This window comes from Streptomyces sp. WELS2, from assembly GCF_013870595.1.
Classification (GTDB): domain Bacteria; phylum Actinomycetota; class Actinomycetes; order Streptomycetales; family Streptomycetaceae; genus Streptomyces.
In genome coordinates this window covers 1-5,940 of record NZ_JACBWZ010000367.1, presented here as the reverse complement: position 1 = coordinate 5,940, position 5,940 = coordinate 1, and the positions used below count along the sequence as shown (strand labels likewise).

Genomic DNA, 5,940 nt, shown 5'->3' with positions numbered 1-5,940 from the left:
CGTCGTCGTCCGGTTCCTCCACCGCGCGCACGACGGCGCCCTCCGCCAGGTCCTCCGAGACCCGGGAGACCGGGACCAGGCCGCCCGAGACCAGCGTGCGCAGGGCCACCTCCTGCTCCCCGGCCAGCCGGCCCAGTTCGGCCGCCTCGCCGCCCAGGGCCGCGCCCCGGCGCTTCACCATCGCCAGCACCTGGAGCACGCTGTCGTGGATGTCCCGCGCCAGCCGCTCCCGCTCCCGGGTCGCGGCCTCGATCTCCAGCGCGCGGGCGAGGGTGCGCTCGGAGGCGCGGGCCACCTCCACCACGTAGCCGATGGCGATGGAGGCCACCCAGACCAGGATCACGTTGTGCACGGTGTCCCGGGCGGGGTGGCCGCGCTCCACCAGGTTGACGGCGGCGACGGCCGTGGAGGCGACGGCCGCCCAGCGCCAGCCGCCCTTGAGGGCGAAGGCCAGCACCGAGCCGGCGGTCCAGATCGACGGCAGGGTGGGGCCGCCGCCCGCGATCCGCTGGTGGCTGTCGGCGAGGGGGGTGAGCAGGATGCCGGCGAGGGCGACGGCGAGGTCGGCGCCCAGGAAGCGCGGGGTGCAGCTCGCCGCGCCGGACACCTTGGGCAGGGTGGCCAGGGTCCACACGGCCAGCACGGCGTAGTAGGCGACGGCGACCCAGGGCCGGGTGAACTGGTCGTACGCGGTGGCGCACAGACCGATGGCGTACAGCATGGTCAGGACGCGGTAGCCGGCGAGCGCGCGCCACAGCGGCAGCTCGACGGACATCCGCATGACGCGTTCGCGCTTGGGCATGCCCCCGTCTCCCCCGATTCCCCCGGCTACCCCTCGGCCTGCTTCTTCCCCGCCTTCTCCGCTTCCCTGGCCGCCTTCGCCGCCTTCGCGGCCTCGGCTATCTGCCGTTTGGCGGCGGTGGCGTACATGTCGACGTACTCCTGGCCGGACAGCTTCATGATCTCGTACATGACCTCGTCGGTCAGCGCGCGCAGCACGAACCGGTCGTGCTCCATGCCCTGGTAGCGGCTGAAGTCCAGGGGCTTGCCGATCCGGATGCCGGGCCGCATCAGCTTCGGCACGACCTGGCCGGGCGGCTGGATCTTCTCCGTGTCGATCATGGCGACCGGGATGACGGGCGCGCCGGTGGCGAGCGCCACCCGGGCCAGGCCGCCGGGCTTGCCCCGGTACAGCCGGCCGTCGGGCGAGCGGGTGCCCTCCGGGTAGATGCCGAACAGCTCGCCGCGCTCCAGCACCTCGATGCCGCTGCGCACGGCCGCCTCACCGGCGCCGCGCGCCCCGGAGCGGTCCACCGGGAGCTGGCCGACGCCCTTGAAGAAGGCCGCGGTGAGCCGGCCCTTGACGCCCGGGGTGGTGAAGTACTCGGCCTTGGCGATGAACGTGACTTTGCGGTCCAGCACGGCCGGCAGGAAGAAGGAGTCCGAGAAGGACAGATGGTTGCTGGCCAGGATGGCCGGGCCGGTGGCCGGGATGTTCTCCAGACCCTCCACCCAGGGCCTGAAGGCGACCTTCAGCGGCCCGCCGATGGCGACCTTCATCGTGCCGTACAACACCCGTGTGCCTCCCGTTTCCGTCGGCAAGACCTTAACCCCAAGGACCGGCAATGGGCCCGACGACCCTGGTCGGTGTCCGTGCGGTCGCGTACGGTGAAGCACATGCCAGTTCTCCCCGGAGCCGAGCCGTACCGCCACGAGGGCGGCGAGGTGGGCGTCCTCCTCTGCCACGGCTTCACCGGCTCACCCCAGTCGCTGCGCCCCTGGGCGGAGCACCACGCGGCCCACGGGCTGACCGTGTCCCTGCCGCTGCTGCCCGGTCACGGCACCCGCTGGACGGACATGCAGCTCACCACCTGGCAGGACTGGTACGCGGAGGTGGACCGCGAACTGCGCGCGCTCACCGACCGCTGTTCCCGGGTGTTCGTGGCGGGCCTGTCGATGGGCGGGGCGCTGGCCCTGCGGCTCGCGGCCCGGCACGGCGGCCGGGTGGCGGGCGCGGTGGTGGTCAACCCGGCGAACAAGGTGCACGGCCTGTCCGCGTACGCGCTGCCGGTGGCCCGGCATCTGGTCCGCTCGACGAAGGGCATCGCCAGCGACATCGCCAAGCCGGGCGCGGCGGAGCTGGGCTACGACCGGGTGCCGCTGCACGCGGCGCACTCGCTCAGGCGGTTCCTGCGCCGGGTGGACGGCGAGCTGCCCCAGGTCACCCAGCCGCTGCTGCTGCTGCGCAGCGCCGAGGACCACGTCGTCCCGGCGGCCGACTCGGCGCGGGTGCTGAGCCGGGTGTCGTCCCGGGACGTCACGGAGATCGTGCTGGAACACAGCTACCACGTGGCGACGTTGGACGTGGACGCGGACCGGATCTTCGAGGAGAGCCTCGCTTTCATCGGCCGGCTCGCACCCAGTGTCGGCAAGGAAGGGACGGCCGCAGTTGGCTGAGCACGACTCCGACCGTGAAGGCCGCGAGGACCGCGAGGACCGGGAGGACCGGGACGAACCCGCCGGCCGGGAGGCCCACGACGGCCCTGGGGCCCGCGAGCCGCACCGGCAGGAGGTGCCCTTCGACGAGGACGCCGCCTGGCGGGCCATCGTGGCCGGGTACGGCGAGGAGCCGCCGGACCCGCCGGGCGCCCGGCCGTTCAAGCCAGTGGAGGACCTGGCGCTGCTGGAGAAGAACGCCGCGCCGGACACCGGCAAGGACGCCGGCGGCGAGGAACCGCCGCCGCGTCCGCTGGGCGGCTCGGTGTCCTTCGCGCCCGGTGTGGGCCCGCGCGACTTCGCGCTCGCCGAGCCCTCCGACGACGACTTCGACGAGGCCGACGAGGGCCACTTCGTCCCGCCGGAGCCGCCGCCGCTGCCGACCGCGGACACCACCGCCCGGTTCGCCTGGCTCGGTGTGGTCGGCGGGCCGGTCCTGCTGCTGCTGGCGGTGCTGCTGCGCTGGGACATGACCTGGTGGCTGACGACCCTCGGGATCGGCGGCTTCCTCGGCGGCTTCGTGACGCTGGTGGCCCGGATGCGGACCGACGACGAGGAGGACGACGACCCCGGTCGCGGGGCGGTCGTCTGAGGCGTCCCGGCCCGGGGCCCTACGCCGCCGGGACGCGGAGGACGGCCAGCACCGGAAGGTGGTCCGAGGCCGCCCGCAGGTCCGCCTCGCGCACGCCCGGCTGGTCCAGGGGCACCCCGCAGCCGAGCACCTCGACGCCCTTGGTCGCGAAGATCGCGTCGATGCGCTGGTGCGGGTGGGCGGGGGTGGAGGTGAACTCGCCGCCCCAGGGCGCGGCCGCACGGCAGTCCGTCAGACCGGCGGCCAGCCGGCGGAAGGTCGGGCCGTCGGGGCGTTCGTTGAGGTCGCCGCCCGCGACCGCGTGCTCCACCCCGAGTGCGGCGAGCCGGTCGAGGAGCATCCCGCCCTGGTCGTAGCGCTCCTCCTGCTGGAGGGACAGGTGGCAGCTGAGCACGCCGAGGCGGGCGCCGCCGAAGCGGACCACCGCCGTGGCGAAGCCGCGCCGGTGCAGACCCGGGGTGAGGGGCAGCAGAACGTCCTCGGTGCGCTCGACGGTGGCGCGCAGGCCGCACAGGACGGCCGGGCCCGCCGCCGTGCCGCCCCCGGTGAGGATGACCTGGCCGGAGGCCGCCGCGAGCCGCGCCAGCTTCTTGCGCCAGCGGAAGAAGCGGGGGGCCTCCTGGATCAGGACCAGATCGGGGGCGCAGGCGGTGATCACTCGGGCGAGGGCCGCGGTGTCGTCGCGCATCGAGCGGATGTTGTAGCTCAGGACGCGGACGGTGGCCGAACCGTCGGGCTCTGTTGCGGAGTCGGGGAGCAGCGCCATGTGGATCAATGTACGCCCCACGGCTCGGGGCGCGGGGCCGGGGGCGACCGCCGGCCGCGCCCCTCCCCGCGCCCCGGGTGCTACATGACCGGGTCGGGCTCCCGGGCCAGGTCCGCGGCGCCCACCATGCCCGCCTTGTTGCCGAGCTGGGCGGCGATCACGTCGGCCACCGGGCGCCAGTTGCCGCCCACCAGCCAGCGCTTGTACGACTTGCGGATCGGGTCGAGGACCAGGTCCCCCTCGTCGGAGAGGCCGCCGCCGACGATGAACGCGGACGGGTCGAACAGGGAGGCCAGGTCGGCGAGGCCGGCGCCGGCCCAGCGGGCCAGCTCGCGGTAGGAGTCGACGGCCACCGGGTCGCCCTGGCGGGCGGCCATGGAGATGTGCTTGCCTTCGATCCCGTCGGGGGTGCCGTCGCCGAGCGCGAGGAGGACCTCGGCGCGCTCGGGGGTGGCGTTGGCGCGCTGCTTGGCGTAGCGGACCAGGGCACGGCCGGAGGCGTACTGCTCCCAGCAGCCCTGCGAGCCGCAGCCGCACAGCAGGCCGTCCGGGACCATCCGGATGTGGCCGAATTCGGCCGCCACGCCGAAGTGCCCGCGGCGGAGCTTGTTGCCGATGATGATGCCGCCGCCGAGGCCGGTGCCGAGCGTGATGCAGATGACGTTGCGGTGGCCCTTGCCCGCGCCGAACCTGTACTCGCCCCAGGCGGCGGCGTTGGCGTCGTTCTCGACCACGACCGGCAGGCCCGTGCGCGCCTCGACCTTCTCCTTGAGCGGCTCGTTGCGCCAGTCGATGTTGGGCGCGAAGTAGACCGTGGAGCGCTGGCGGTTGACGTAACCGGCCGCGCCGATGCCCACGCCGACGATCTCGTGCCCGGCCCGCGCGCCCTCCACCGCCGAGGCGATGGCGTCCACGATGGCCTCGGGCGTGGTGGGGGTCGGCACCTTGAAGGTCGAGAGGATGTTGCCTTCCTCGTCGACCACGCCGGCCGCGATCTTCGTGCCGCCGATGTCGACGCCGATGGTGAGTCCCATGAATCCCTCAGTTTCGGTCGAGCCCCGCTACGGCCAACCGTACCCGAGGCCCCGCCCCGGCAGAGCGTCAGTCCAGGTCGATGCGCTCCCCCGGACCCGCGGCCGCGCCCCCCTCGCCCCGGTCCGGCCGGTCGCCCGCCGGGTCGGAGCCGCGCTCGGTCCAGCGCCGCTCCTGGCCCTGGACGGCTGAGCGGTAGGCGGCGAGCAGTTCGCCACCGGCCGCGGCGAGATGGTCGAAGACGTCCGGGTTGCGCTCTATGACGGGTTCCACTGCGGCCTTGGCCTGCTGGACGACCTGGCGCACCATCTGCTGGGCGGCCGGTCCGGCGAGGCCGCCGAGCAGGGGCGAGCGCAGGTCGGACAGCTTGTCGGCGACCGCGTCCACCAGCTTCCTCAGTTCCTCGGCGGCCGAGCCCGGCGGCGGTCCCTGCTCGGCCCGGCGGCGGGACCGCTCGGCGGCGAGGTCCTCGGCGCAGGCCGTGGCCCAGGCGTCGGCGTCGGTCGCCCGCTCCGGCGGCGGCTCGTGTGCGGGGCGCTCTTCGCTCATGGCGGACTCCTGACTACGGTTCGCCTTTACGACGTTACCCGAACGGGCGTGCCCGGTTCACCGTCCGCCGGCGGGCCACAGGTCCGGGTCCGGGGCGAACCGGATGCGCAGTTCGCCGTCGCGCAGTCCGGCGCCGGCGACGGTGCAGCGGCGCAGTGCGGAGGGCAGCGGAACGATCCGGCGGAAGGGGCCCGTGGTGATCACGAGTTCGTCGCCGCGCCGGACGAGGTCCAGTTCCTCCCGTATCGCCCCGGGCAGCGGGAGGTGCCAGACCAGCACGCCGTCCTCGGCGATCCGGTCGGTGACGGGCCACTCGACCGGGGCGGACGCCGGCTCGACGGCCGGTACGGCGAGCGCGGTGAGGTCGTCGCCGCCCTGCGGGTCGCGGCCGAGGTGCGGCACGGGATGGACGTCGTACGCCTCCCGCCACTCGGCGAGCGTCTTGTGCTGCTGGGCGGTCAGCCCGGCCAGCCACGCGTCACCGGCGGACTCGGGCAGGGTGCGG

At 74.3% G+C, this 5,940-nt stretch carries 7 protein-coding genes and 1 pseudogene; 2 read left to right on the top strand and 6 right to left on the bottom strand.

Translation table 11 applies throughout. The features are described from left to right. Window positions 1-802, bottom strand: an 802-nt coding sequence (locus tag H5J33_RS20645; RefSeq protein ID WP_258565255.1) for a DUF5931 domain-containing protein, incomplete at its 3' end; no start/stop codon positions are given. A 26-nt stretch (window positions 803-828) separates the two neighbouring features. After that, complete coding sequence (locus H5J33_RS20640; RefSeq protein WP_181796406.1) at window positions 829-1,572, bottom strand: 1-acyl-sn-glycerol-3-phosphate acyltransferase; 744 nt, start codon at window positions 1,570-1,572, stop codon at window positions 829-831. A gap of 105 nt (window positions 1,573-1,677) precedes the next feature. On the opposite strand from H5J33_RS20640, the gene H5J33_RS20635 reads away from it, so the two are divergent. Together H5J33_RS20635 and H5J33_RS20630 are read left to right on the top strand one after the other, a co-directional pair. Further along, window positions 1,678-2,457: a carboxylesterase gene (locus H5J33_RS20635; protein WP_181796405.1), complete on the top strand. Its 780-nt coding sequence runs from the start codon at window positions 1,678-1,680 to the stop codon at window positions 2,455-2,457. Then, window positions 2,450-3,088, top strand: coding sequence for a hypothetical protein (locus tag H5J33_RS20630; RefSeq protein WP_181796404.1), 639 nt, complete (start codon window positions 2,450-2,452; stop codon window positions 3,086-3,088). Before H5J33_RS20635 ends, H5J33_RS20630 begins: the two co-directional genes overlap by 8 nt. Before the next feature lie 19 nt (window positions 3,089-3,107). Here the strand turns inward: H5J33_RS20630 and H5J33_RS20625 are convergent, their stop codons facing one another. The 4 genes and pseudogenes from H5J33_RS20625 to H5J33_RS20610 all read right to left on the bottom strand — a co-directional run. Next, window positions 3,108-3,854, bottom strand: coding sequence for an endonuclease/exonuclease/phosphatase family protein (locus H5J33_RS20625; protein WP_181796403.1), 747 nt, complete (start codon window positions 3,852-3,854; stop codon window positions 3,108-3,110). Window positions 3,855-3,934: 80 nt separating this feature from the next. Further along, window positions 3,935-4,888 (bottom strand): ROK family glucokinase, encoded by a 954-nt coding sequence (locus H5J33_RS20620; protein ID WP_030605596.1) that lies wholly within the window; start codon window positions 4,886-4,888, stop codon window positions 3,935-3,937. Window positions 4,889-4,955: 67 nt separating this feature from the next. Next, the gene (locus H5J33_RS20615; protein WP_181796402.1) at window positions 4,956-5,435 is read right to left on the bottom strand and encodes a DUF5304 domain-containing protein; all 480 of its coding nucleotides are present in this window, start codon (window positions 5,433-5,435) and stop codon (window positions 4,956-4,958) included. Between the two features lie 57 nt (window positions 5,436-5,492). After that, window positions 5,493-5,940: pseudogene (locus H5J33_RS20610) on the bottom strand (ArsA family ATPase); the annotation flags it as partial.

Coding starts and splice junctions, on each gene's coding strand:
- H5J33_RS20635 (WP_181796405.1), top strand. CDS start 1,678: ATGCCAGTTCTCCCCGGAGCCGAGCCGTACCGCCACGAGGGCGGCGAG.
- H5J33_RS20625 (WP_181796403.1), bottom strand. CDS start 3,854: ATGGCGCTGCTCCCCGACTCCGCAACAGAGCCCGACGGTTCGGCCACC.
- H5J33_RS20620 (WP_030605596.1), bottom strand. CDS start 4,888: ATGGGACTCACCATCGGCGTCGACATCGGCGGCACGAAGATCGCGGCC.
- H5J33_RS20615 (WP_181796402.1), bottom strand. CDS start 5,435: ATGAGCGAAGAGCGCCCCGCACACGAGCCGCCGCCGGAGCGGGCGACC.